The following is a 23,429-nucleotide window of genomic DNA, read 5'->3' on the forward strand; positions in this document are numbered from 1 at the left end:
CCACGCATGGCGTGGATCTACACTTCGCTGCCGACCTGCTCGCCTTCGGTAGCTGCCGCACTCCTGGCCGCCTTCACTGCGTCGGCGCTGTTGGGTTGTTCGCACTCAATGCTGGTCACGTAGCCGTCGTGGCTGATGCTGTGCTCTGCACGCTTGACCAGCCACTGCCCATCTACGCCGTCGCGGAAGCCTTGCATCACCACCGTGGCCTCGGCGATCAGCGTCTCGCGGCCGGGTAGGGTGTAGCTGAGCGTACGCGTCTGCCGGGCTTGTTCCTGATGCTTGGCGCGCGCTGCGGCTTCGGCGGTTTCGCGGTCAGCGTAGGCCATGCGCAAGCGTACGATCGGTTCGCCGCTGCCCACCTTTATCTCCCGGCGCTTGGCACCACGTACATCACGGTAATACGCGATGGTGGTGCCGGTCTTCTCGCGCGAGACGATGTTCACCTTGTAAGCACTGCCATCGGCAGGGGTCAGGGTGGTGTCGGGAATCCGCTCGCCGCTGGCACTCGTGGACTCGCCGCGCTTGATGAACATCAGGCGACCGCCGCCCGGCTTGGCGATGGCGTCATGCTGCTTCGCCAAGCGCAGCAGTAGGTTCATGTCCGATTCCTGCGATTGCACTGTCAGCGGCAGCGTGATCGACGCCAGCGATCCGCTCACGGCTGCGGCCATTCCGTGCTCGCCGGCCATGCGCTGCACCATGCCGCCGATGGTCGTGCCCTTCTTCCAGGTGCGCGTCTTCTGTGTTTGCAGATCGTTCTTGCCGCCTTTGCTGGCTTCGAACGGCGCGGCGCGTGCGCGCAGGGTCATGCTGCCCGGGTAGCCGGAAATCTCCACCTCGTCGCAGATATACAGGCCCATGCGCCGCACGTCACCGTCGTAGCCAATGAAGGCTTCCAGCTCCGCGCCCACCGGTGGCAGCTGGATCGGATCGGAAGGATCATGATCGGCCAGCTGTAGTTCCAGCATGTCCGAGTTGTTGTCGGTTTCGTCGGTGATGCGCAGAGACTTGAAGCGCGACATGATCTTGTCGGTGATGTCCTGGCTGTTGGCGACCACGCGGAAGGCAGGTGCGATGTTCAGTCCCACAGGGCCACTCCCTTGCGTTCGTTTGCTGGGCGCTGCACATCAGGCAGGGTGATCGCCATGCCCGCAGGCAGTACGGCGCCGCGTGCAGCAAGCCCCGGGTTGGCGTCGAATACCGCACGCAGGATGGCCGGTGATTGTTCGCCATAATGCGTGTACGCGATGCGGTCGACAACGTCGCCGTCGCGGGTGTTATACGTTCGTGCCATCGCTGTGCTTCCGCAGTGAGAGGGTGAATTCGTGCCGTTGGATTCCAGCATCGGCAGTGAAACCGGAGGCAGTGGCGTCGATCTTGTCGATGACCCACAGCCCAAGGTTCCCGCCCTTGCCGGTCAGCAACCGCTGTGGCTTGCCCTGCGCGGCCAGCCTGCGCAGCTGCGAGAGCTCATTGCCGGCACCGCGGAACCCGTAGTGGATGACGCCAGGCAGCGTCATGCTGGCCTTGCCTGGCCCAGTGTACTGCAGCGCAGCCATCTGGCCGATGCGTTCCTGCGCTGCCCAGCCATACTCGTTGCTCTGCTGGATATCCTGGAACACGGCGGTGTTGAGGCTGAACTTGAAGCCCCCCAGCATCAGCAGCACTGGCGCGTTGCCGGAATCGTTGGCTTTGAACTGCGACAGCAGCTTGTCCACTGTGCCGGTTACGAACTCGCGCTTCATGCTCAATTCCTGTCTGCAAGGCCACCACGGGCGGCAACCGCGTTGCGACGCTGCAGTTCGTCGGCGGTGCGACGTGCTACGGATTCGCTGGATTCACCCGGCTGCTGGTGGATGGTGATGTTGTTGGTCTGCTGTTGTTGCACGGTGGTGACGCCGCGCGGAGAGGGCGAGGGCATCTCGGGCGCGGTGCGGCCGCGAGTGGCCTCCCTGATGCCTGCCCATCGCTTTCCAGCACCCGGGCCGTCCAGCGTGGCGACGTCCCCGACCAGGCCCGCGGCATCATCCAGGCCACCTCGACCGCCGGCCCGCATGTTGGTGTACCCGATCATGCCGTTGCCGATTGCTTCAGCACTGCCTGTGAGTACCTCCTTCCCGAAATCCAGGCCCTTGCCGACCAGCGCACTGACCTTGCCAATTCCCCCTTCGACGAACCCCATCAGCTTCACGACGTAGGGCATGAGGAAATCCAGCTTCTGGACGAGCCAGTTGAACAGGGATTCGGCACCGGACTTGATCGTGGTCCACATCATGCTCATTACGCTACCGATCCCGCTGGCGACGGTCGTGTACACGTTGCCCATCCAGACGACGTACTGCACGAGGCCGCTGATGAGCTGGATGTTCATTCGCAGGCCTTCCATCAGAACGGTACCGAGGAAGCTGCCGATCTGGGCAACCCGTGACAGCTCGTTGCCGGTGTACTGCGCTGGTGCGAGCATCCTTGACAGCCAATCCCAGGCCTGTCCGATCAGGCCACTCATGACCTCCCAAGCGGGGCGCAGCGGTTCGACCGCGCGCATCAGTTCCCCCATCGCCGCAGTGCCTGCACCGCTCAGGCCTTCCCATACGCCGCCCAGGAACGCCTTGATCGGCTCCCAGTACTTGCGCACCAGCAGGGCGCCGGCGGTGATGGCGGCGACCGCAAGAGCGATGGGTCCACCACCGATGGCACCGACGGCGGTAGCGACGATGCGGAAGCCTGATGCCAGGCGCATGGCCATTGGCCCGAAGCGTCCCATCTGGGCCAGCAGGCCGCCGCCCCGGAACAGCTCGAACGCCTTCTGCACAGCCAAGACCGGGCCCTGCAGGAACGTCCAGGCGTAGCGTGCGCCGAGCACCGCCGTGCGCATGCCCAGCATGCCGACCACGATCTGCGTGGTGTTGGCGATCAGCTTCGGGTTTTCCTGCACGAACGAGGTGACCCCGTTCAGCAGTTCGGTCAGCTTGACCGCCGCTTCGCCCACCGCAGGCAGCAGGGCGGCGCCGAAGGCCTTGGACAGATTGTCCACGGCGATCTTCGCGCCTTCGATCTTCTGCGGATCGGTCTGCATAGCATCCACGTAGGCGGCATCGGTGGTGCCCGATGATCCGTTCAGGGCCGTGTCGCGGATCCGGATGTAGCTGTCCCAGTTCTCGATCATCGGCTGGACGAAGTTCTTCGCCTGGGCATCGCCGAACAGGGCGCCGATCTTCTTCTGGTCGCCCGCGGTGGCCTGGATGATTCCCTGCATCGCAGCATCGAAGGGATTGCCGCCGTCGGTCTGTGCGTCACCAATGATCTTGCGCAGATCCAGATTGAGGCTCTTCTTTGCCTTGTTCTGCAGTTCCGGCGACAGGACGGACGACATGAAGCTCTTCATGTTGCTGGCGGCCTTGTCGGCGCCGCCGGCCGAATCCAGCGTGGCCTGAAGGGCGGCACCGAGGGTGGCGGCAGCCGACGTGCCCTGCAGCTTCATCGCTTCGAACGACGAACCCAGGGCAGGCAGCACCTCGGCCATGTCTTTCAGGCCCAGACCGCCCTGCCGGCTGTTGACGACCAGCACGTCCAGCGCGTTCTGCATGCGCGAGGGATCGATATCGAACGACTGCTGCAAGGCGGCCGCGGCCTGGGCCACATCATCGATGCTGGCGCCCGTGACGGTGGTGGTCCGCCCGACCGCGCCCAGGCTGGCCTGCGCCGACTGTGCATCCATGCCGGCATCGATCATCAACTTGATCGAGCGCTGCAAAGCATCGGCACCCTGGTTGGTCGTACGCGACTGTTCCAGGATGGCTTGGCCCAGCGCGCTCACCTGGGCCCGGCTGAGGTTGGCTGCCACGCCAATCTGCTGGTTCTGGCGGGCGAAGCCGGAGGCGTTCTCCACCGGCTTGGCCAGCGCGGTAACCGCTGTGCCAAGCGCACCGCGTGCCTCGCCGAATGCCGAGCCGAGCTTCTCGCGCTTCTCCAGATTGGCGGTGCGCTTTGCCTCGATCCGCTCCAGTGCCTCCTGCGAGGCACGCAACGCGTCGACCTGGGTACGCATGCGGGCGTACTCCTTGCTCGTCGTGCTCAGACGGGCAAGCCTGCGGTCCAGCAGTGTCATCTCGGTGCCGATACGCTTGATGCCATCATTGGCGAAGGACAATGCGTCCTGCAGCGATTTGGACACCGAGCCGCCGATCGTGATCGTTGTCGTTTGAACGTTATTGGCCATGTACCGGCAACCCCTGAATCCACCAGATGAACTTCGACACCCGCAGCGTCATGATCTCGCGCAGGCCCCAGCCGGTATGCCCGGCCAAGGCGAGCGCTCCCTGCCTGATCTGCGGCAGGGTCAGGTGGTAAAAAGCGCCACGCCGGCCTGCAGTCGGGCATAGTCGCGCAGCGGCATCTTGCGCACGTCGTCCGGCGAGATCTCGCACAGGTTGGCGATCATGCGCACCTCGCGTTGTGCGTCGCTACCCTTGTCATCCTGGTAGCGCTCCATGTCTTCCACGGTCGGCTCGCGCATGCGCAGCACGGCGGTCTCCATGCCGTTGACCTCGCGCGGTCGGGTAAGGGTGATCTCGGCGAAGCCATCGCGCTCGACGACGGCGTCGGTGGGGGTCTTGGTCTTGCTGGACATGGATGCGTTTCTCGGGTTCGATGTAGTGCGATGGATCCGGGGGCGCGTGGCACCCCCGGGTTGTTCGGTGCGGCGAGGGCTCAGATACCCAGCGCGCCGCGGATGCCGGCCAGCTCGTCCACGCCGCCCTGGCGTGCGATCATGTTGACCACGTCGATCTCCTGCACGACCTGAGCGCCATGGGTCAGCTTGTAGTAGCTCAGCGCCAGGCTGACCTTGATCGTGCCCTTCTCGCCGACCTTGGTTTCGCCGCGGTCCAGCAGCTTCACCTTGCCGCGCATGTTGTGCACGACCTGGGTCACTTCGCCGTCATCGCCTTCCAGTGCTTCGCGGGCGGTGAAGCCGTATTCCTTGCTTTCGATGACGTGGAACTTGCTCATGATCTCCGCGTCGTCCGAGGCGAACTCGACATCGGCCGTCAGCTTTTCATGGCCGAGCACGATCTCGGTCGGGGCCAGCATGCCGCCGGCCTGGAAGTCCTCGGTCTTCAGCGACAGCTTGGGAGCGGTGAAGGACATCACGCTGCCGGCATAACCCTTGCCGTCGACGTAGAAGTTGAAGTTCTTACGGATCTTGCGTGCCATGCTTAGAAGATCTCCGAGACGTAGTTGTTATTCATGTGCATGCGGAAGGTCAGCTGCTCGCCCGGGTAGGTCGGCGTGAAGTCGAAGTCCCAGTAGAAGCGGCCCTGGGCCACGCTGTCCGCTGCGTTCAGTTCGGGGTCGATCCAGCAATTGCCGCCGAGAATCGCGCCCTGGGTCTTCAGGCCGCGCAGGAAGGCATTGACGCCCTCGCGCACGTCATCGACGTAGGTCTTGCTGATGCCGCGGTCGACAGCCCACAGATGCGCAGCCTCGAGGCTGTCGGCAATGATGTCGGCGGTGCGCACCACGCACAGGAACTGCCACTTCGGATCGGCGCTGGTGGTGCGGTTGCCCCAGAGGCGGAAGCCCCCTTCGCGGATGACGGTCGCCACGTTGGCCTGGTTCAGCAGGTTGGCGCGGCTGGTCGCGTCAGACAGGCCGAAGTCGATCGCACGCGCGGTACCGACCACGCCGTTGAGTTCCAGGTTCGACGGCGAAACCCACCAGCCGCGCTCGTTGTCGCTGCGGGCGATGGCACCGGCCACGGCACCGGAGGCGTAGCGGGTGACGATGGCATCACCGGACTGCACCAGCAGCGCCGGGTCGACCACATAGACACGCTTGGAGCCGGTCAGGGCGGCGGTGGACTTGGCAGCGTCGTCGTTGCTGTTCGGGCCGTCCTTGATGATCACAGCGCGCAGCTTGTCGGCGATGCCGAGCAGTTCGGATACAACCGGGTTGGCGAGCAGCTCGGTGTCACGCTTTTCGTGGGTGTGGGTGAAGCCCGGCACCGCCAGGATGCGTGGCTTGATGCCCACCACCGACTTGGCCGCCAGCAGGGCATGTACGCCGGTGTAGGCACCGGTTTGCGGGTCTACGCCGCCCAGCACATTGGCCAGAGTGTCGTTCTCGGTGGCGCCCTTCTCGATACGGACGACGACGACGACGGCGTTGGACTGGTCGAAGATGGCGTCGAGTTGGCCCGGTAGGGTGCCGTCATCCACTTCGGTGGCGGCGTCGGTGAGCAGCTTGGCTGCCTGCGAACGCGAGGTTACCAGGACGGGAGTGTTGTACGGGAAGGCGATCTTGTCGGCGCGGGGCGCGGTACCCACGATGCCGATGACGCTGCTCGAGGCAACGGCGATCGAGCGGGAGCCACCATCAATGTTGACGACCTGCACGCCATGCAGAAATTCGGCCATGCGTTGTTTTTTCCTTGGTTGAGTGGGTGCTGCGGTCACGACCTGTGCCGCATGGGGACATGTTCGTACCTGGGCGCGGCTGGGATAATTGCAGCCGTGGTCCGGGATCACGTTTGCGCCGGTACTGTGAGTGTGGAGTCGGATGCAGTGACGCTTACCCAGGTTGCGGTAGCTTCGTCGTAAGTGATTGGGCCGGTGCGATCAGCGGGCGGTGCCCGGTCAATGACACTGGGAGGAAGGGTTTCGCCACGAGCGAGTGGCGCGGCGAGGCTGCCGTCGATCCGGTTCCACAGCGGACGGTTGCTGTAGTCGGGTTTCAGCTCCCAGCGCCGGGCTTCTGCGTTCCAGGCATTGAAGTGGGTATCCCCGCTCATCAGCGGATGGGGAGCGGACAGCGTCACTTCCGGGGGCAGGCTGTCACCCAGCGCCAGGCGATTGGGCACTACTGCAGATGTGACCGTGTTCCAGAGCATCCGGTTGCGGAAATCAGGGACCTGCTCCCAGTGGCTGCCATCGTCACTCAGGCGGAACGACCGATACTCGCCAGCGGGAAGTTGTGGCGCCGCTTCCACGGTGTACTCCGGAAGATGCCAGCGGCCGTCCGGCGAGGGCTGTAGTTTCACTGCACCCATATACGCGCGTGTCAGCGGATCATAGGCGTGTGCAAAGCGCGATTCGGTAAACAATCGTGTGTCCTCAGTAAGCAATGCAATAGATCATTCGAAGACCGGCGGGCAGGTTTGTGTCGCCGCCGGTGGGCCTGACATTCACGGCGTGGCTGTGTTCGCCGCCGTTCGAGACGGAAGCAGGGTGGCTGTGGTCACCAACTGCGGCGACCGAGATCGAGTGGGTGTGTGCTCCGGCGCCGTTCATACCGATGTTGTGCCCATGACCGCCCGCATCGTTGAGCCAGATGCCTGTACCGTTGTGGCTGGTGCCGGTAGGGTTGGGGCGTGCACCCGTGGCTGCGGCCCATCCACCGCTGCCGCCGGACGCCGGACCATTCCAGGTGTGGGAATGCCCAGGGTCGTTCACGCCGTGGTTGTGGCTTCCCTGCGCGTCGGTCCACGCTCCATGAGCATGGTCGCCGACAGCGCTGGCACTGGCGCCATGGGCGTGACCACCTGCATTCCCGATGGTCAGGGCGTGACCGTGCAGCCCAGCATTCTCGGTCGAGCCCGTATGCGCGTGGGCGATGACAGCGCCCGTTGTGAATGTACCAACCGATTGTGGTTCAGTCGTTTGCACAACGACCGTACCTTCGCGGATCAGCGGGAGATTGAAGCTCGTCGTGCCATCGCCGGATCCATATCGTGTACCGATGGCGGCGAACAACGCAGGATACGTGGCACGTGGCACAGCAGCGCCATTGCACAGCAGCATCCCGTTGGGGGCGGCGGAGCCCGCGAACATGATCACCTGGCCGGGCACGTGCACACTGGACGGAACGCCGGTCATGTTTCGCCAGTCCAGGTAATGAGTGCCATGGCGGCCATCGAGCAGATCGGCATCGAGACCCTTGTCGGCGCCCTCGTCTTTCAGTGCCGCGGACTTCAGGCCTAGCGCCGATCGGAATGCAGCATCGGTGGCGATCGACAACAGGGTGCGCACGAACGTGCTCGGCGCAGATGCACCGAAACGCTTGTCGATGAAGGCGCGCAGGCCGCGCGGCGTGATGGCGCGCTCGCTCTCCGCACCTTCTTCAGCTTCGCTGCTGGTGGCCAGCTCGACCACGCCCCGTACCTCAGTGGTTGCAGGGGGGTAGATGAATTCCGCGTTTCCGAATTGGATCTGCGTGGCGTCGATCTCGCTGAAGCGGGTATCGGTTGCCAGCAGCAACATCGATTCGGACGTCTTCTCCATGATCGGATCGGCTTGGCCATAAGTGGCGAACAGCGTGCCGTCAGCCAGGTAAAGGCCGAAGCCGCGTAGGCTGTATGCGGAAACAGTGTCATCGCGGATGGTGACGTGTACGGTGTCGTCGCCTACTGCTTGGCCACCGAACGTCGCCAGGCGCTTGATTTCACCAGGAAGCGTCGTTAGCTCTGGCAAAGGTGTGAAGGCGGTGGACGTCAGGCCGACTTGCGTGACCAGGACGGCGTTGGTACCGGTGTTCGACGTGTTGACCAGCTTGGCGAAGCCAGCGTCGGTGATTTTCAAGCGCATGCGGGAATTACTCTCCGATCAGTTGGATGCGGCGGAATGCCGTGACATGGGAACTCGCGAGCGCACCGACAGTGGCGTCGGACTGCATGCCCTGGGTGAAGGTGAAATGCGAGCGCACCGGCTTGGTCCGGGTGATCTCTCCGATCACATCGTCGACGAACTTGGCGGTGGCGGTTTCGCCGCCCTGATTGGCGATCGTCATCACCGCTTCGAATGTGTGTGGCGCGCCCTGCGGCTGCGTTTCCCACCATTCACGGATCAGGATCGAACCACCAAAAGCGGCGACGACATCGCGCACGCTGCCCCAGGTTCCCTTGCGGCGCTGGATGGCGATCGCGGTGCGTACGCGCGCTCGCTTCACTGTCTCCGGCCAGTAGGCCTTCCATTCATCTACGGACAAGGCCCAGGCAAGCCAAGGCAGCAGGGCGGCTGGACAGCGGTCGGCGTCCCACAGTGCGGTGATGTCCACCGGCAGCGGGCGAGCGACGATGGCGCGAGCCAAACCACGTTCGGCGTGGGTGGCATTTGGGGGCAGCACAGCGTGGTCGGCTCGAACCACGATCCGTGCGTCACCCTCGATCAGCATGCCGGGTGCTGGTGCGGCCGACAGAGTGGCCGTGGCGCCGCTGATCACAGCATCAGGCAAGCGCTGCCGCCCTTGCTCATCGATGCGGTACACCGCCTGCAAGGTCGCCAGTGCACCCCCGGGATGACGGAAGGTACGGTTCCGCCCATCGATGGCGCCGCGCAGGCGCGCGCTGATCACGCGGGTGGTGGCGTCACTCATCGTTGCCGCCATGCATCAGTGTGATGCGGGTGCAGTACGTGGCCTGCGTACGATCGACGACGATGTCCGTCGCAGGGCTGCTGATCTCCACACGCTGCACGCCCTCGGCGTGAAGGGCGGCGAACAGACCCGAACGGGTGACGTCGCGGCCGAGCCGGTGCGATTCGCTGATGTAGCGGTCCAGGCGGGTGCGTGCTTCAGCCAGCACCACTTGGGAGTCGGGACCGGCGAAGGTAAAGAGCGTAGCGTCAACGGTGTAGTTGATGATCGTGGCCGACTTTACCGACACATGGTCGGTCAGCGGTCGCACGTCGTCCGCGCTCAGCTTCGCCTCGACGATGTCGAGCAGGCCCTGGCTGGCGGTTCCATCCGCTTCGCGCGACAGCACCGAGACCACCACTTCGCCAGGAGCTGGACTGGTCGCACTGGCGTCGAGCGCCCGCGGGTCCGCGCTCAGGGCATGGAATACATAGGCACCTTCCGGTCCTGCCACGCTGAACCCTTCCGGGCCCAGCTGGATGCGGCGGCGGAAGTCCTCATCGCTTTCATATCGCGGTGGAATGCCTTCCTGCGGTTTGCCCGGGTCGAGCACCTGGCGGACGACGCCGAAGATCGCGGCGAGGTGGTCCAGGTCGCTGCCACCGGCATAAGCCAGCATCACGCCGCGCGCTGCGTCGTTGACACGCTGGCGATCGAGCAGGCGCAGGTAGGTGCAGACCTCGAGGATCTTGAAGGCCGGGTCCGACGGCAGCAGCGCGTCGAAGGTGGGATCCAGGGCCTGCAGCGCGGTCAGCGATTCATCGAACATGGCTTCGAAATCGAGCACTTCGATGACCGCCGGGGCAGGCAGCTGGGATAGATTGACACTGGTGAACGAGCCGGATGCCACGGTTAGCGAACCTCGATTCCTTCGATGGTGATGGCCTCGCCGTCCGGCAGGTGGATCCCGGTCACTGCCAGGATCATCACGCCGGGGGCGGGGAGGGAGACGTCGACGTTCTCGACGTGGAGACGCGGTTCCCATCGCGCGAGCGCGTCGACGGTGGCCGCAATCAGGTCCATGCGCAGCGAGCGGTTGGTCGGCGCATCGATCAGTTCAAACACGCGTGAACCGTATTCGCGACGCAGCACGCGGGAGCCAAGGGGCGTGGTGAGAATGTCACGCACGGACTGTTGCAGATGGGCGAGCCCATCCAGTGATTTGCCGGTGTTGGCGTCGATTCCTCGCATGGCCTCTATCGTCGTGGAGTGCGGGTTTTCAGGGCATTGCAGGCGTGGCCGCTCAGGCCTGCGCCGGCGTGGTCGGGGCGGTTGGGCCCTGCGCGGTGTGCGTGTGTGCCTTCAGCCCGATGGCACCGGCCTTGATCTCGCTTGGTGTGCTGATGTCCTTGCCGGCGCTGATCGCGCCGCTGACATCCAGATCGCCGGTCGCCTTGATCGAGGGTGTATCGAGCACGATCGATTCGCTGGCGATCACCTGTGCATTCGCGCAGGTGACAATGACCTTGCCGCTGCCGACATGGACGTTGAGCGTGGTGGTTTCCTGGTCGTACTCGACGATGCTGCCGTCGGCGAACTCGGTGCACTGCCGCAGGCGCGAGTCGGCCGGCGGCGGAAAACGGTCCTGGTACAGGCTGCCGAGTACCAGCGCCTGGCCCGGGTCGCCATAGGGGCACGCCAGTACGACCTGCTCGCCGGGTTCGGGTGCGCACCAGGTGCGTACGCCCGGTCCCGCACGGCGTTCCAGCCACGGAATCCAGTCGGTCAGCATGCCGTCGGCATCGACGCGAACGCGTCCGTTTGCCCCGTCCAGTTCGCGTACCACACCGATCATCAGCAGGTTGCCGATCAACCGCGCATGTTCGGCGCTCATGGTGTGCGCTCCGGCAACGGCTGGTAGCGGGACTCATGGATGCGGCCGATCTCCGGCGCGAAGCTGTAGGACGCCTGCGGCACTACGCCGCCAGTGTCGTCCCAGCGGTTGTCGCCCAGCGCGACCGGCAGTGACCACTCAACGATCCAGGTGCGCAGGCCCGGCTGTGCCGCCGCGGGGTCTTCTGGCAAGGCTGCGATCACATCGATCGCACCACTGGCCACGCCGGGAAAGCGGCCGAGCTGGTGCAGCCAGGTGGCCAGGGCGAGGGCCGCGTTGCGCAGCTGAATGGCCGTGTCTGCTTCGGTCGCCGGCAGCGCAATGCGTGCTTCGAAGCGCAGGGTGGCCTGCAGAAGGCCACTGCCGTCATTGTTGTCCCTGCTGCGGTCACAGCGGGTCATCGCCAGCAGGCAGGCCGGCAGTGGCATGCCCTCAGCGTTGGCATCGCGATGGAACTCGACGCTTGCAAACCCCGGAAAGCGTGCGCGGATTGCGGCTTCGATCGCGGCAATCAGCGGATCGAGCGTGGGAGGGAAGGGATCGTTCGCCATGTCAGCTCATGCAGGGAAGGGAAGAAGGGTGTGGCCTGTGTGGCGCGCGCGGTCTGCTGCCAGTGTTGCCATCACCGTGGTGGGGTGGCATTGCAGGCGTGGCCGTATCCGGCAGGCTCAGTGCGTGGGAGTGGCGCCGCTGCCGCAGTCGGCGGGTGCTGCCGGCGCGGCGCCATTGATGGTGATGCCGCGTTGGCTGCCGAGGCTGCACAGCAGCGCACTCAGCTGGTCGGCAAGTGCGTGGTACTGGCGTGCGACCGCAACGTGATTGCGCAGCAGCGCGTCATCGCTGGCTGCGTGCAGGTCCGGCAGGCGGGGCGGGGGAAGCAGTTGGGCAGGCGCGATGCTGAGCTCAGCGCGGCAGGGCGTGGCCGGCGTTGGCCTCGCGCCAGATGCGCACGAACTCAGCGTCAGCGTCGCCGCGATCACGACCAGGAGTCTTGGCATGGGTCTCGATGTCCCGTTGCAGGGTGTTGAACTGTTCGGTGTGCCGGGCGTAATGGGCCAGGCGCTGTGATTCGGCCTGCGCGCCTGCAGCGCTGTTGGCGAGGGCATGCTGGTGCGCGCGCTGGACTGCATCGGTGCGGGCCTCCTGCTGCGCTGCCCGGGTAGTGGCAGCGGCAAGGTCCGCGCTGCGGTCGCGCAAGGTCCATCCGAGCCAGGCGCAGCTCGCGTGGCTGCCGGCAAGAACCAGCAGCCCGATGCCCAGCTTCAGTGCCCCGGGAGTCACTGCAGGGCTCCGCCGGCGGCACGGTACGCTGCGCGCAGTGTTTCCAGTGCGTGCTCCTTCTGCCCGTAGCCGGCGCCGGGCAGCGACGCCCAGATGCGCCGTGCCGCGGTGACGGCGGCGTCGAAGCGACCGAGCCGTATCAACTCGTAGGCACCGCATTGCTTGAGCAGCGCGACAGCCGCGCGGTCCTGCGAAACGGGACCGAAGTCGGGCAAGCCCAGTCGCGTGCGCAGATCATCCCAGGTGCTGCGCAGGAACTGGTAGCGGCCGGCGGCGCTGGATTTGATGCCATAGCGTGGCAGCGACACCAGCTCGCGGGGATGGTCGCGGTAGTCGGTGAACAGCTGGCCGCCGACGATGACGTCGTAGCCGCGATCACGCGAACGCTGGCCGGGAGTGTCGGTGCCCTCGGACACGGCCAGCATGTCCAGGAACGCGGCGACGTTGGCGCCACCGAGGGCGCTGGCTGCGACGGCGGTCATGCCACGGCTCCCGGCTGCTTGCGCACCAGGGCCAGCAGGGCGTCTATCTGTACGCTCTGCTGGGCGATCTGGGCACGCAGGGCGCTGACTTCACCGCGTAGCTGCCCGATCTCCTGGGCCATGGCCTCGCGTTCGTGCATCAGTCCATCGGCGCGGATCCGCTCGGCGGCGAGCTGCTCCTGCAGGGTACGCAGGGTATTGCTGGTAGCCTCATCGGCGGTACGGTCGACCTTGGCCGACGACAGCCATTGGCGCAGCCACAGCGACACCGCGATCAGCACGCCCGAGGTTCCTCCCAGGTATTTGGCCCAATCCGGCACGCCGGCCAACAGGTCGCTCTCGTTCATGCGCGCGCGTATCCCTTGAGTACGGCCGGATGGACCGCAGTCGCGGGCGCCGAGCGGGCATCGCGCAGAGCGCGCTTGATGGTGGTCTGCGAGACGCCGAACTCACGCGCAACATGGTCACGCGGCATGCCGCTGGCGACGGCACGTGCGATCCGCTCGCGACGTTCGTGCGCGCCGGCGGCGAAGCAGGAGGCCAGGAACAGCAGTTCCCCACCGAAGTGCGCGACCAGGCGTTGCGCGACGTCACGGCCGAGGATGTCGATCAGCCGATGCCGGTCCGGCAATGTCGAAGGGACGTAGAGGATGACGCGGTGGCGACCGGTGGCAGCGGAGGTAGTCGGCGGCCACGCACGCACCAGCGTGAGGGCCGCGGATTCGCCGATGACCTCGGCCAGAGTCTGGATGCTGTCGGGCAGGGCGTTCATGCAGGATGTGGTCAGTGGCATTGATCTCCACTGTTGCCATCCCGCTGGATTGGTCAACACCTTTCATCCACTTTCGAATTGGCGTGCTGAAGGCGTTCATCAGCGTGCCGAGGACGGGTGAGGACGATGATCTGCCGGCGCGACATCCTGTCGCTGCTTACAGAGCACGCCGATGTTTCCCGTATTCCTGTACTCACTGTCCTCATCGGGCGGAAGCAGCGGCAGTGCAGGTGGGCGGGCGAGTACAAGGCGAGGACGATCTGGGACACGCCCGCGCGCGTGACAGGCCCTGAAACGAAAAAGCCCCGGACAATGCCGGGGCTTCAGGACTGCAGCAGGGCGTGGATCAAAGGTCGAACACCAGGTTGCCACCGGTTTTGCGCGGAATGTAGCCTGCGTCCCGCAACCAGCGCGCCGCGTTGACCTGGTCCATGCGCTTGACCGGGAAGCGGTTGGCGAACATCAGAAAGCGTGCCACGGTGACCGACTCACCCTTGCCCTTCAGGGCGGCGAGGGTTTCGATGAACCAGGGGGCTGGAGGCTGCTGGCTGCCGGGGCGGGCCACGGTCCGTGCTGCGTTGCCGGTGTCGGTCGGGATCCTGGCCAGCGAGCACAGCGAGATGAAGATCGCATCCAGGCTCACGATGTCCTTGCCTCCCTTGGGTTGGGACTTGAACAACTCGATGGCCTTCAGGCGCGTCGACGTGAACTGTTCGACCTCCATGGCGTTTCCTCTTTGCGAAATGGGTTGGGGATGCAGGGTGACGACAGGTGTCGTCGGTGATGGGGGATGACCTTACATCATTTTCGCCGTTGATGGGTCGGAGCCTGCAATGGGTTCAGGGGATGGACCGGATGGCAGGCCCGTCTTCCGCATCAGATCACACCGCGTGAAAGCAACTGTTCCAGCGATCTGCGGACCAGATCGGCCGGGGTGCCATCGTTGTCGACTTCGATGTCGACCAGCTCACGCGGCAGCGGCTGCTCGCTGGCATGAGGGTCGCTGCTGCCATGGCCCGGGCGGTTGACGTGGATCACGACACCACCACGACGCCGGATCGCGCGGGCCTCATTGGCGAAGCGGACGTCGGTTACCAGCCCGCCCTCGGGCAGACGTGCGAACAGCGAGCGCACCCACAGCTCGGGATGGACGCGGTCACGCCCCCATTCGGTACCGGCAGTCTGCATCAGGTGGCGTGGGGTGAGTTCGGCCAGCCAATCGATGGCGACTTCCTTGTGGCTGTCCAGTTCGCGCACGGTCAGCCCGAGGATGGCGGCTACGAACTGGCGCAAGGGGGCGGCAAAACTGTCACAGGGCAGCCCCAGCGCCGACGCAAGTCCATTGGCGAGCGTGTCCTTGCCTGCGCGATTGCTGCCTGCGATGCCGATGTAGAGCGGCAGTGGCGCCTCGGGGCAGGGGCGCAGCGCAACGCTGCCCAGCGCGGAGCCGGCACGGAACGCGGCCAGCGTGTTGGCGATGATGCGATGACCATTGTCGAGGGAGGCGGGGATCACGCGGAATCTACTCCTGGAGGGGGGGACAGGTGCCGGCAGGTCAGGGATCGCGACGGGTCGTGTCGCGAGCGCGGAGGAGGCGCTGGGTCATACGGCCACCGCGGGCCGCCGCTGCGGCTGGGTCAAAGCTCAGCATGGCGGTACGCGTGCGGCGCCCCGCGGCGAGGTGGTCGCGGATGGTGCGTTGCGAAAGCACCGGCACCCGCTGGTGGATCTGCTGGACGGTCAGCTGCTCACCTTCAAAGGCATGCAGTCGGGGCTCGGGCATGGCGGAAGCGCTCCTGGGAGGCGGCAAGGCCGATTCGGGCATCTTGCCATCGCCTGGCTCCTTAGTCAACACCTTTCATCTACATTCATCCTGATCGATGAAGCGTCAGCCGGAGTTGTCGCGGCTGATGAAGGCCATCGCGGGCAGGGGGTATCAGAAGGGACCCGCTTCGTGTCCGGCGAAGCTGAGCTTGCGCGGTGGCATCAACCACACCTTGGCCCGCTCCTTGCCAACCACTTTCGTCCGCACATCATGGCGCTTGACCACATATGCGGCGGCCTCGTTCACCTCGCGGCGATTCGGCTTATCGATGCCTACTGCGATCACGATCTCGGTGGCACGGTACTGCGCACTCCAGTGCGAGGCGGGGACGGACCAGTCGAAGTGGCGGTCGATCAGCTCGGCAATCGGCGAGATCGGCTCGTGCTCGCTGTTGGTTGCATTCAACGCGTCCAGCTCTTCAGCCGACAGATGCCAGGTTTCGCCATCGCCGTACAACGCGTGGGCCTCGGCCCACACCTGCTGCATGTCGATCTGGGCCGGTTCGCCCAACGCCACCGCGTGCACGGTCCACCACCGGGTGTTGCCGGTGGCATCGCGCAGGAAGCGCTCGTCGTTGACACTGGCAAACAGGATCGTTCGGCGTGCATAACGCGATTCGGTGCGCGCGTAGGGGCGACGGATCTCATCGTGGCTACGTGAGATGAACGATTTCAGCGCAGCGATATCAGTGCGGCGGAAGGTGGCATCCACTTCGCCCAGCTCCACGATCCACTTGGAAATGACCTGCTTGACGCTGTCCTTGTTGGCTGGATCGAGCACCACGCCGTCGGCAATCAGCTGCAGCTCCGCTGGTGCCAGCTGCCGGGCCCAGCGCGTCTTGCCCAGGTTCTGCTTCGAGACGAAGGTCAGTACACCGCGCGCCACCACGCCATCCGGTTCAAACGCCGCCGCCACGCCGGAGATCAGCCAGCGCCGCATCAGCACCTCCTTCAGGACGCGGCCGTCGGCCATGCGCGTAGGCTGGGCCTCCTGCACGGTGTCGAAGAACGCCTGCAGGCGGGACTGGCCGTCCCAGGGCCGTGATGCAATCCAGCTTGCGACGGGATTGTAGGGGTTGGCCTCGGCCACTTGGCACAGGTTGGTTTCAAAGCTGGCAACGGCCATGCCAGCGCGATGCATGCAGTCCATCACTTCGCCGGCGGCCACTTCCTTGGCATTGTCCACCGTGCTCTGCAGTCCCGGCACCAGGATTTCCAGGTCCTTGCGGATGACGTTGTAGCGCACGGTCACGCCGGTGCGCCGGCACAGTTCGGCCAGGTTGCGTGCAGTAGGCAGCGGCCGGCCGCGTGCACTGGTGTCTGGAAATGGAGTGAAGGCATCGAATGCGGACAGGTTGCCCGGCACCTGGTAGCGGGCGTTGGTCGATGGCTGCGGGCCATCGCCCGTGCTGTCGAGGCCCATTGCGGCGACGGGCGCGGGTTGCAGCTGGGCGCGCAGTGCGTCCAGCCCCTCGCGCAGGTGCAGGTCATTGAAGTCGGTCGGGCGATCATCCTCGCCCTGCAACGCGGAGAATTCGGGCCATACCACGCGCGCGCCGATGTCAGCGGCGGCGCGGGTGGCCAGCGTGACACCAGGATTGTCCAGCGGCTGCCGGGTCCATTGGTCATTGTCCGCACACAGGACGAACGAGGCATCAGGCATTTCGTCGCGCCAGGCACGGGCGACTGCCGCCAGGTTGCCGGCGTCCCAAGCGACCACCACGCACCAGCCTGTGGCTTGATGGATGGATGCTGCGGTGGCGTAGCCTTCGACGATGCCGATCGGCTGACCGGGCAGCGGTGTGCCGATGACATGGAAGCAGCCCAGCTTGCGGCCCCCGTAAAGGAAGTCCTTGTCCCGTCCGAGTACCGGGTCCGGGCGAGGAAAGATGGCCTGCAACGATACGATCCGGCCGGTGGCGTTCATTACCGGCACCAGCAGCGCGTTCGCGATATGACGGAACACCAGTCCCTGGCTGTTGCGTATCGGCCAGGCCGACACGCGCAGGCCATGCGCCTGGATACCCTTCCGCACGAGATAAGGGTGGTTGGCTTCTGCAGGCAGGGCGCGATTCCACAACACGTTCGCCGCTTTCGCGGCGTCCTCCTCACGTCCGCGTTGCTGCTGCTCCCGTTCGATGCGTGCCGCATCCTGGCGCTGGCGGATGCTGCGCTGCTCGGCCACCGTCAATGCGCTGGCGGCCTTCGCGCACCAGGCGTGGCGGGCACCGGTGCGCCAGCTGCCGAACTCACCGGCGGGCACGTGATCTCCGAACAGGACGGCCCAGCCGTTGCGCGTACCACGGCGGTCACCCTCGACATGGAAGCGCACCAGCGCGCCGTCGGCATTGAGCGCGTCTCGCCCGCGCGCATCGGGCACGATGCCGTGCGCGTGCATGGCCTGTAGGAACGCCGGAACAATGTCCTGCGCTGGATGCGGTGTGTGCATTCGGCGGAGCTCCTTGGAACGTGGATCGGTCCACCGCAGCCGATGGTGGCCAATGCGCTGCGCCATGGCCGCCGTATGCGCGCCACGCGTGGCAGACCGCGGCGATGTGTTCAGGATGAGATGGATGGTGATTGCGCCATCATGGTGTCGGAAATGTTTCTTTTCCGCAACACCTTGCATCACCTTTGATCCCCTTTCCTTCGCGAAGGGGGCGATCCATCTGCAATGGATATGCGATGACGTCCGCAGATCGGCGTTTGCGCGACGTTGCGTCGCAGTTGGCGAGAACCGTTTTCCCGATGATGCGGTCGCCGTCCGAGACGGTCCTTCGTTTCACTCCATCGCCCCATGGGGCACCCACGCACAAGGAGCCTGCATGCTTGAAATCCATTGCGAGCGCGAACGCCGATCCGATGCCGAGCCGGTGTCGTCCACGCCCGCTGCGGCGTTCTCAATCGGTGCGACCACCCCCCGATAAAATACGGCTGGCATGACGGACACCATCGACGAAGCGCAGGATCTGGAAGCGCGCCATCTGCAACGCGCATTGGCCCGGCACGCAATGCGGGCCAGCAACGTTGCTCCTCTCACACCCATTGGGGAATGCCACAACCCGGACTGCAGCGAAGACTTCGATAACGATCCGGCCAGGTTGTTCTGCGGGCCAGCCTGTGCCGAGCGTTTTGAAGCCATCCATCAACACCGCAACGCATAGGAACAGGGGACATGTCTCTGAACAGCAACGACGCTGGCTTCACCGAACGCATCGCCGGATTGTCGGCCGAACTCGCCGTGCTGGTGAGCCTGGTGGAGAACCACATCCATCTGCAACTGGCCGACCTGACCGAGTCGGGTGATGTGGATGCACAGGAACGGTTTGCGGTGGCCGATCCGGAGCGCTGGTTGGAGAACGCCCGCAACAGCCTGCAGGCCGGCGTCATGTTCCTGGAGAGGGCGGTGCGGCAGCCTGCGCGCTTCTAGACCCTCGAGGGGGACGGAAGGGCCGGAGCGGTTGCCTTCCGTCCCCTGCAGGCGACGAAGCGCGCGTGAGTCCGAGGCTGCGTCATAACGTCGCACCATCGCTGGGCCTACCCTGAACGCGGTCCAAGGTTGGCCGTGGCCCCGTAGAATGGTGGCGTGCGCCGTTCTGTCCTCCACCGCCGGTTCCAGGCCCTGGCATGGCTTGCCATGCTGCTGGTGCTGCTCGCCCCGCTGGTGAGCCGCTGGCTGGCGCACGGTCACGTGGCTGCCGCTGCGCCGGTGGCGGCCATGGACCATGCGATGCACGCAGAGCATGCACAGCACGCGATGGAAGGGCACCACGACCATCACGCGATGGCGATGCCGCACGGCGGGGCCACGAAGAAGCCGCCCGCCGACCCACACGCCGATCATGAGATGGGCGTGGACTGCGATTACTGCCTGATCGCTGCACGGCTGATCACCCTGCTGGTGGCGGCCGTGCTGCTGTTGGCGCCGATGGCACCGGTGTGCCGCGCACTGCGCGGCGCGGTGCGGGCGTTGCCGCAACGGATCAGCGGCACATTGGGCGCGCGTGGACCGCCGGCACTGATGGCTGCCTGAGCCGCACGCGCGCTGCATTGAACGTTCTTCCATGAGGTTGCCGGCTACGGCCGGTGCCCGCACGCGCGTGTCTGTCCCTTTCTGATTGCTGCCCTGCCATTGCGGGGTGGCCTTGCATGCCGTGAAAAAATGAAAACGAACCCCAACCCCGCGTGCCTGCGCCGGGCGACGCTGCCTGTCCTGTGCGCGCTGCTCCTGCATGCTGCGCCCCTGCTTGCCGCCGACGCGGCACCCCCGACCACGCTGGAGACCGTGCGGGTGGTCGACACCCGCAGCGGCGAGCTGTCCTCCACTGCCAGCGCAGGCTCTGCATTGGGCCTGAGCGTGCTGCAGACACCGGCCAGCCTGACGGTCATTTCGCGCGAGCAGCTGGAGCAGCGCGGCGACAGTAACCTCAACGATGCGATCAGCCGGGCGGGTGCGATCAGTGCCATGCCGCATCCGGGCAATGGCCTGAGTGCGCTGTCCAGCCGCGGCTTCACCGACGGTGCCTCGGTGATGCGGCTGTACGATGGGCTGCGCCAGTACGGCGGCGTGGGAATCACGTTCCCGTTCGATACCTGGTCGATCGAGCGCATCGAAGTGCTGCGCGGCCCGGCGTCGGTCATCCATGGCGACGGTGCAATCGGCGGCGTGATCAACATCGTGCCGAAGAAGCCCTCGCGCGGGGCCATCGAGAACGAGATCAGCGTGACCGTGGGCAGCGAGGACACCGCGCGCCTGGGTTTCGGCAGTGGTGGCGCGCTGACCCCCGAGCTGGCCTACCGGCTGGATCTGAGTGGCAACTACAGCGGTGGCTGGGTCGACCGTGGCCGCAACAACGATGCGACGTTCTCCGGTGCGTTGCTGTGGCAGCCGCGTGCGGACCTGCAGCTGACGCTCACCCATGCGCAGGGCTACCAGCAACCGATGCGCTACTTCGGCACGCCGCTGGTCGACGGCCGCCAGCTGGAGGCGCTACGCCGCCGCAACTACAACGTGGACGACAGCGAGATCCGCTTCCGCGACCGCTGGGCCCAGCTCGATGCGCTGTGGACGCCGAACGCGAACGTTGAATGGCGCACGCGGGTTTATCAGATCGACAGCCAGCGCGATTGGCGCAATGCCGAGGCCTATGTCTACAACCGCGCTACCGGCCTGATTGATCGCTCGGGCAATACCGAGATCACCCACAACCAGGACCAGACCGGACTGACCTCGACGCTGCGTGTGCAGGGCCATGTGGGCGGTTGGGCGAACAACTTCGCGGTGGGCATGGATGCCAACCGCGCGCACTTCAAGCACACCAACAACACCTATGCCGGCAGCTCGGGCCCGGTCGATCCGTTCGATCCGGTGCCGGGCCAGTTCGCCAGCGACGCGCCGAACCTGCCGCGCTACCGTAACCGTGCCGAGCAGTACGCGCTGTTCGTGGAGGACCGGCTGGCGCTGAGCGAGCGCTGGTCGGTGCTGGGTGGCCTGCGCCACGACCGCGCGCGCATTGATCGCACCGATTTGATCAGCGGGCAGAACGCGTTCTCGAAGACCTACAGCAGCACCGGCTGGCGTGCAGGCACGGTATTCGCGCTGCAGCCGACGCTGAGCCTGTATGCGCAGTACTCGCAAGCGGCGGACCCGGTCAGTGGCCTGCTGATGATCAGCCCGGCCAACGCGGCCTTTGACCTGGCCAAGGGTCGGCAGATCGAAGTTGGCCTGAAGCAGGCCTTCGACGGCGGCGAGTGGACGCTGGCGGCGTACCGCATCCGCAAGACCGGGCTGCTCAGCCGTGATCCGCTGGTGCCGGATCGTCGGGTGCAGGTGGGCGCGCAGACCTCGCGCGGTGTTGAAGCGTCGTTGAACTGGAACGTCGCGCCGCACTGGTCGCTCGATGCCAATGCGACGGTGCTGAAGGCCGAGTTCGAGGACTTCCTGGAATCCACGGGTTCGCCGGCGGTGCTGGTGTCGCGCGACGGCAACGTGCCGCCGAACGTAGCCGAGCGCCTGGCCAGTATGTGGCTGAGCTGGCAGTTCGCACCGGATTGGAGTGCGGCGGGGGGCGTGCGTTACGTCGGCAAGCGCTACGCCGACAACGCCAATACGCTGGAACTGCCCGGCTACAGCACCACCGACCTGGCACTGACCTGGCAGGCGGCACCGCGCACGCAGCTGTCCGCGCGGCTGTTCAACGTGTTCGACAAGGCGTACTACGCCACCGCGTATTACACCAGCACGCAGTGGCTGCTGGGTGCGGACCGGCGCGTCGAGTTCACCGTCGACCATCGCTTCTGAGGACGCTGGCGATGACATTGCGATCCACCGCCAAGCGCTGGACGTACCTGGTGCATCGTTGGCTGGGCATCGGCGGATGCCTGCTGATGCTGCTGTGGTTCGTCAGCGGCATGGTGATGCTGTTCATCGGTTACCCAAAGCTGACACCCGGTGAGCGGTTGGCGGCGTTGCCGGCGCTGGGTGGTGCCCGCGGTTGGCAGGGGCTGCCGATACTGCCTGCCGCCGTGCAGGCCGAACCGGAGAGCGTGGCGGTGACCACGCTGCGTGGCGAGCCCGCCTATGTGGTGCGCAGTGGCAACCGCGTGGGGGCCTGGTCGGCATATACCGGCCAGGCCCTGCTGCCGGTCTCGGCACAGCGCGCTGAAGCATCCGCCGCACAGTTCGCGGGTGGCCAGGCCTTCGTGGGTGCGACGCGCGTGGAGGAGGACCGCTGGACGCATTCGCGCGCACTGGATGTGCATCGACCGCTGTATCGCGTCGAGGTGGGTGGCGCGCAGCCGGGCGACCTGTATGTGTCCTCGCGTACCGGTGAAGTCGTGCTGGACGCCCCGCATGTGCAGCAGCGCTGGAACTATGTGGGCGCCTGGCTGCACTGGTTGTACTTCCTGCGCATGCAGTCGGTGGATCCGGTGTGGACGTGGGTGGTGATCGCGCTGTCCGCGCTGTGCACGCTGGTGGCGATCAGCGGCATCGTGGTGGGCGTATGGCGCTGGCGTTTCCGTGGGCACTATCGTTCCGGTGCGAAGACGCCGTACGTCGAGCCGTGGATGCGCTGGCACCATCTGATTGGATTGTGTGTTGCAGCGTTCGTGTTCACCTGGATTTTCAGCGGGCTGATGTCGATGAACCCATTGGGTGTATTCAGCAGTACGGGTGAAGCGATCGATGTTGAGCACTACCGTGGCGGCGCGGTGGCGGTCGATGGTGCGCTGGGTGATCCTGCGAAGCTTCTGGCGGTGGCCGAAGCTGCCCGCTTCCAGCCGGTGGAGATCCAGTGGCGACGGATCGGTGGTGAGCTGTTCGCGGTGTTGCTGGACGGGCGGGGTGATACGCGCATCGTGTCCGGCGGCAATGGGCACCTGCATGTCGCACGGTGGCTGCCGACCGCGTGGTTGCAGCAGAGGGCACGTGCGCTGTCCGCTGCACCCATGCAGGGTTTCGTGGTGCAGCATGCAGCGGATGCGTACTTCTACCCGCGTGCGCCCGAGGCCATGAATGGTGCAGCGGTACGTCGCTTCCCAGTGGCAGTGGTGGATTTCGGTGATGCCGAGGCGACACGCGTCTATCTCGACCTGGCGACCGGCGATCTGTTGCTGACGATGGGGCATCGTGAGCGGCTCGGGCGCTGGCTGTTCTACTTCCTGCACAGCTGGGACCTGCCGGCGATGCTGCGCCAGGAAGGTGCCCGTTTGGCGGTGTTGCTGCTGCTGAGCGCTGTCGGCACCGCGTTGTGTGCCACGGCGACAGTGATCGGCTATCGACGATTGCGGATGAAGCTGCGGCGCAGGCGGAGCTGATGCCTTG

The 23,429-nt window shown here is 65.5% G+C and carries 27 protein-coding genes; 5 read left to right on the top strand and 22 right to left on the bottom strand.

All coding sequences use genetic code 11. The features are described from left to right. Nucleotides 1–17 precede the first annotated feature (17 nt). From LRM18_RS10270 to LRM18_RS10375, 22 genes are all read right to left on the bottom strand, one after another. Nucleotides 18–1,091 (bottom strand): contractile injection system protein, VgrG/Pvc8 family, encoded by a 1,074-nt coding sequence (locus tag LRM18_RS10270; RefSeq protein ID WP_154330126.1) that lies wholly within the window; start codon nt 1,089–1,091, stop codon nt 18–20. Further along, a complete protein-coding gene (locus LRM18_RS10275; RefSeq protein ID WP_049430174.1) occupies nt 1,082–1,297 on the bottom strand; it encodes a tail protein X in 216 nt (71 codons plus the stop codon). The genes LRM18_RS10270 and LRM18_RS10275 overlap by 10 nt, the downstream gene beginning before the upstream one ends. Continuing rightward, nucleotides 1,281–1,748: a phage tail protein gene (locus tag LRM18_RS10280; protein ID WP_049469176.1), complete on the bottom strand. Its 468-nt coding sequence runs from the start codon at nt 1,746–1,748 to the stop codon at nt 1,281–1,283. Before LRM18_RS10280 ends, LRM18_RS10275 begins: the two co-directional genes overlap by 17 nt. Nucleotides 1,749–1,750: 2 nt before the next feature. After that, nucleotides 1,751–4,177, bottom strand: a complete 2,427-nt coding sequence (locus LRM18_RS10285) for a phage tail tape measure protein (RefSeq protein ID WP_270954195.1) — start codon at nt 4,175–4,177, stop codon at nt 1,751–1,753. A 165-nt stretch (nt 4,178–4,342) separates the two neighbouring features. Continuing rightward, nucleotides 4,343–4,633, bottom strand: coding sequence for a phage tail assembly protein (locus LRM18_RS10290; RefSeq protein ID WP_049469182.1), 291 nt, complete (start codon nt 4,631–4,633; stop codon nt 4,343–4,345). 80 nt (nt 4,634–4,713) lie between these two features. Next, a complete protein-coding gene (locus tag LRM18_RS10295; protein WP_270954197.1) occupies nt 4,714–5,217 on the bottom strand; it encodes a phage major tail tube protein in 504 nt (167 codons plus the stop codon). A 2-nt stretch (nt 5,218–5,219) separates the two neighbouring features. Further along, nucleotides 5,220–6,419 carry a phage tail sheath C-terminal domain-containing protein gene (locus LRM18_RS10300; RefSeq protein ID WP_154330128.1) on the bottom strand — a complete coding sequence of 400 codons (1,200 nt, stop codon included), beginning with the start codon at nt 6,417–6,419 and terminating at the stop codon, nt 5,220–5,222. A gap of 107 nt (nt 6,420–6,526) precedes the next feature. After that, on the bottom strand, nt 6,527–7,105 hold the full coding sequence (locus LRM18_RS10305; protein ID WP_229301962.1) for a hypothetical protein: 579 nt from the start codon (nt 7,103–7,105) through the stop codon (nt 6,527–6,529). A gap of 10 nt (nt 7,106–7,115) precedes the next feature. Next, complete coding sequence (locus LRM18_RS10310) at nt 7,116–8,585, bottom strand: phage tail protein (RefSeq protein ID WP_270954201.1); 1,470 nt, start codon at nt 8,583–8,585, stop codon at nt 7,116–7,118. Between the two features lie 7 nt (nt 8,586–8,592). Further along, a complete protein-coding gene (locus LRM18_RS10315; protein ID WP_049469190.1) occupies nt 8,593–9,372 on the bottom strand; it encodes a phage tail protein I in 780 nt (259 codons plus the stop codon). Further along, entirely contained in the window at nt 9,365–10,261 is an 897-nt protein-coding gene (locus LRM18_RS10320; protein WP_154330129.1) for a baseplate J/gp47 family protein, read from the bottom strand. The genes LRM18_RS10315 and LRM18_RS10320 overlap by 8 nt, the downstream gene beginning before the upstream one ends. A 2-nt stretch (nt 10,262–10,263) precedes the next feature. Beyond that, nucleotides 10,264–10,602, bottom strand: a complete 339-nt coding sequence (locus LRM18_RS10325) for a GPW/gp25 family protein (RefSeq protein WP_049469197.1) — start codon at nt 10,600–10,602, stop codon at nt 10,264–10,266. Nucleotides 10,603–10,654: 52 nt separating this feature from the next. Continuing rightward, nucleotides 10,655–11,245 carry a phage baseplate assembly protein V gene (locus tag LRM18_RS10330; protein WP_049469199.1) on the bottom strand — a complete coding sequence of 197 codons (591 nt, stop codon included), beginning with the start codon at nt 11,243–11,245 and terminating at the stop codon, nt 10,655–10,657. Further along, entirely contained in the window at nt 11,242–11,796 is a 555-nt protein-coding gene (locus tag LRM18_RS10335; RefSeq protein WP_103283114.1) for a hypothetical protein, read from the bottom strand. The genes LRM18_RS10330 and LRM18_RS10335 overlap by 4 nt, the downstream gene beginning before the upstream one ends. 352 nt (nt 11,797–12,148) lie before the next feature. After that, the gene (locus LRM18_RS10340) at nt 12,149–12,526 is read right to left on the bottom strand and encodes a hypothetical protein (RefSeq protein WP_270954204.1); all 378 of its coding nucleotides are present in this window, start codon (nt 12,524–12,526) and stop codon (nt 12,149–12,151) included. Next, nucleotides 12,523–13,008, bottom strand: a complete 486-nt coding sequence (locus tag LRM18_RS10345; protein ID WP_088476250.1) for a glycoside hydrolase family 104 protein — start codon at nt 13,006–13,008, stop codon at nt 12,523–12,525. The genes LRM18_RS10340 and LRM18_RS10345 overlap by 4 nt, the downstream gene beginning before the upstream one ends. Next, nucleotides 13,005–13,355, bottom strand: a complete 351-nt coding sequence (locus LRM18_RS10350; protein WP_049469210.1) for a hypothetical protein — start codon at nt 13,353–13,355, stop codon at nt 13,005–13,007. Before LRM18_RS10350 ends, LRM18_RS10345 begins: the two co-directional genes overlap by 4 nt. Next, nucleotides 13,352–13,780: a Mor transcription activator family protein gene (locus LRM18_RS10355; protein WP_229301963.1), complete on the bottom strand. Its 429-nt coding sequence runs from the start codon at nt 13,778–13,780 to the stop codon at nt 13,352–13,354. The genes LRM18_RS10350 and LRM18_RS10355 overlap by 4 nt, the downstream gene beginning before the upstream one ends. A 346-nt stretch (nt 13,781–14,126) precedes the next feature. Then, nucleotides 14,127–14,504: a hypothetical protein gene (locus LRM18_RS10360; protein ID WP_049469215.1), complete on the bottom strand. Its 378-nt coding sequence runs from the start codon at nt 14,502–14,504 to the stop codon at nt 14,127–14,129. A gap of 152 nt (nt 14,505–14,656) precedes the next feature. Further along, nucleotides 14,657–15,295: a hypothetical protein gene (locus LRM18_RS10365; RefSeq protein ID WP_270954208.1), complete on the bottom strand. Its 639-nt coding sequence runs from the start codon at nt 15,293–15,295 to the stop codon at nt 14,657–14,659. Between the two features lie 40 nt (nt 15,296–15,335). Beyond that, complete coding sequence (locus tag LRM18_RS10370; RefSeq protein ID WP_049469221.1) at nt 15,336–15,563, bottom strand: hypothetical protein; 228 nt, start codon at nt 15,561–15,563, stop codon at nt 15,336–15,338. Between the two features lie 153 nt (nt 15,564–15,716). Continuing rightward, a complete protein-coding gene (locus tag LRM18_RS10375) occupies nt 15,717–18,053 on the bottom strand; it encodes a VapE domain-containing protein (RefSeq protein WP_154330132.1) in 2,337 nt (778 codons plus the stop codon). Between the two features lie 490 nt (nt 18,054–18,543). Here LRM18_RS10375 and LRM18_RS10380 point away from each other — a divergent pair, with 490 nt between their 5' ends. The 5 genes from LRM18_RS10380 to LRM18_RS10400 all read left to right on the top strand — a co-directional run bounded on the left by LRM18_RS10380 (nt 18,544) and on the right by LRM18_RS10400 (nt 23,422). Continuing rightward, complete coding sequence (locus tag LRM18_RS10380) at nt 18,544–18,768, top strand: hypothetical protein (protein ID WP_080355579.1); 225 nt, start codon at nt 18,544–18,546, stop codon at nt 18,766–18,768. An 11-nt stretch (nt 18,769–18,779) separates the two neighbouring features. Next, the gene (locus LRM18_RS10385) at nt 18,780–19,034 is read left to right on the top strand and encodes a hypothetical protein (protein ID WP_049469226.1); all 255 of its coding nucleotides are present in this window, start codon (nt 18,780–18,782) and stop codon (nt 19,032–19,034) included. A gap of 207 nt (nt 19,035–19,241) precedes the next feature. Beyond that, the gene (locus tag LRM18_RS10390) at nt 19,242–19,637 is read left to right on the top strand and encodes a DUF2946 family protein (protein WP_057495159.1); all 396 of its coding nucleotides are present in this window, start codon (nt 19,242–19,244) and stop codon (nt 19,635–19,637) included. 129 nt (nt 19,638–19,766) lie between these two features. Further along, nucleotides 19,767–21,905 (top strand): TonB-dependent receptor, encoded by a 2,139-nt coding sequence (locus tag LRM18_RS10395; RefSeq protein ID WP_270954212.1) that lies wholly within the window; start codon nt 19,767–19,769, stop codon nt 21,903–21,905. A gap of 11 nt (nt 21,906–21,916) precedes the next feature. Next, entirely contained in the window at nt 21,917–23,422 is a 1,506-nt protein-coding gene (locus LRM18_RS10400) for a PepSY domain-containing protein (RefSeq protein WP_270954214.1), read from the top strand. Nucleotides 23,423–23,429 lie beyond the last annotated feature (7 nt).

This window comes from Stenotrophomonas sp. PI_27 (genome assembly GCF_027854495.1).
In the GTDB taxonomy this organism is placed as follows: Bacteria; Pseudomonadota; Gammaproteobacteria; order Xanthomonadales; family Xanthomonadaceae; genus Stenotrophomonas; species Stenotrophomonas pavanii.